Annotated in this window: 1 CRISPR repeat array. The window is 31.7% G+C overall.

The window, feature by feature from the left end:
• Positions 1-62 precede the first annotated feature (62 nt).
• Positions 63-428: a CRISPR direct-repeat array (repeat unit 36 nt; unit sequence GTTTTATCATAGCGAAAAATTACAGAGTACTAAAAC).
• The last annotated feature ends 61 nt before the right edge of the window (positions 429-489 follow it).

Consider the following 489-nt stretch of genomic DNA (forward strand, 5'->3'; position numbering starts at 1 on the left):
TATCATAGCGAAAAATTACAGAGTACTAAAACCTGTTGAACGTGGATTATCTGATTCAATGTGTTTTATCATAGCGAAAAATTACAGAGTACTAAAACGTATGCAATGCCACAATCAGGCACATGGTGGTTTTATCATAGCGAAAAATTACAGAGTACTAAAACTAAAGAAAACATTTAGAAGAACTAAAAAGAGTTTTATCATAGCGAAAAATTACAGAGTACTAAAACTAAGATATTAGGTAAACGTGAACCTGAAGAGTTTTATCATAGCGAAAAATTACAGAGTACTAAAACTAAGCGTGATTATACGAAGTTACGAAAGAAGTTTTATCATAGCGAAAAATTACAGAGTACTAAAACTTACATCTGGGTTCAATAAATCACGAATTAGTTTTATCATAGCGAAAAATTACAGAGTACTAAAACAGCTGTCATAGACATGCTCAGGACGGCCAAGTTTTATCATAGCGAAAAATTACAGAGTACT

The organism is Veillonella parvula (genome assembly GCF_001553335.1).
Classification (GTDB): Bacteria; Bacillota; Negativicutes; order Veillonellales; family Veillonellaceae; genus Veillonella; species Veillonella parvula_S.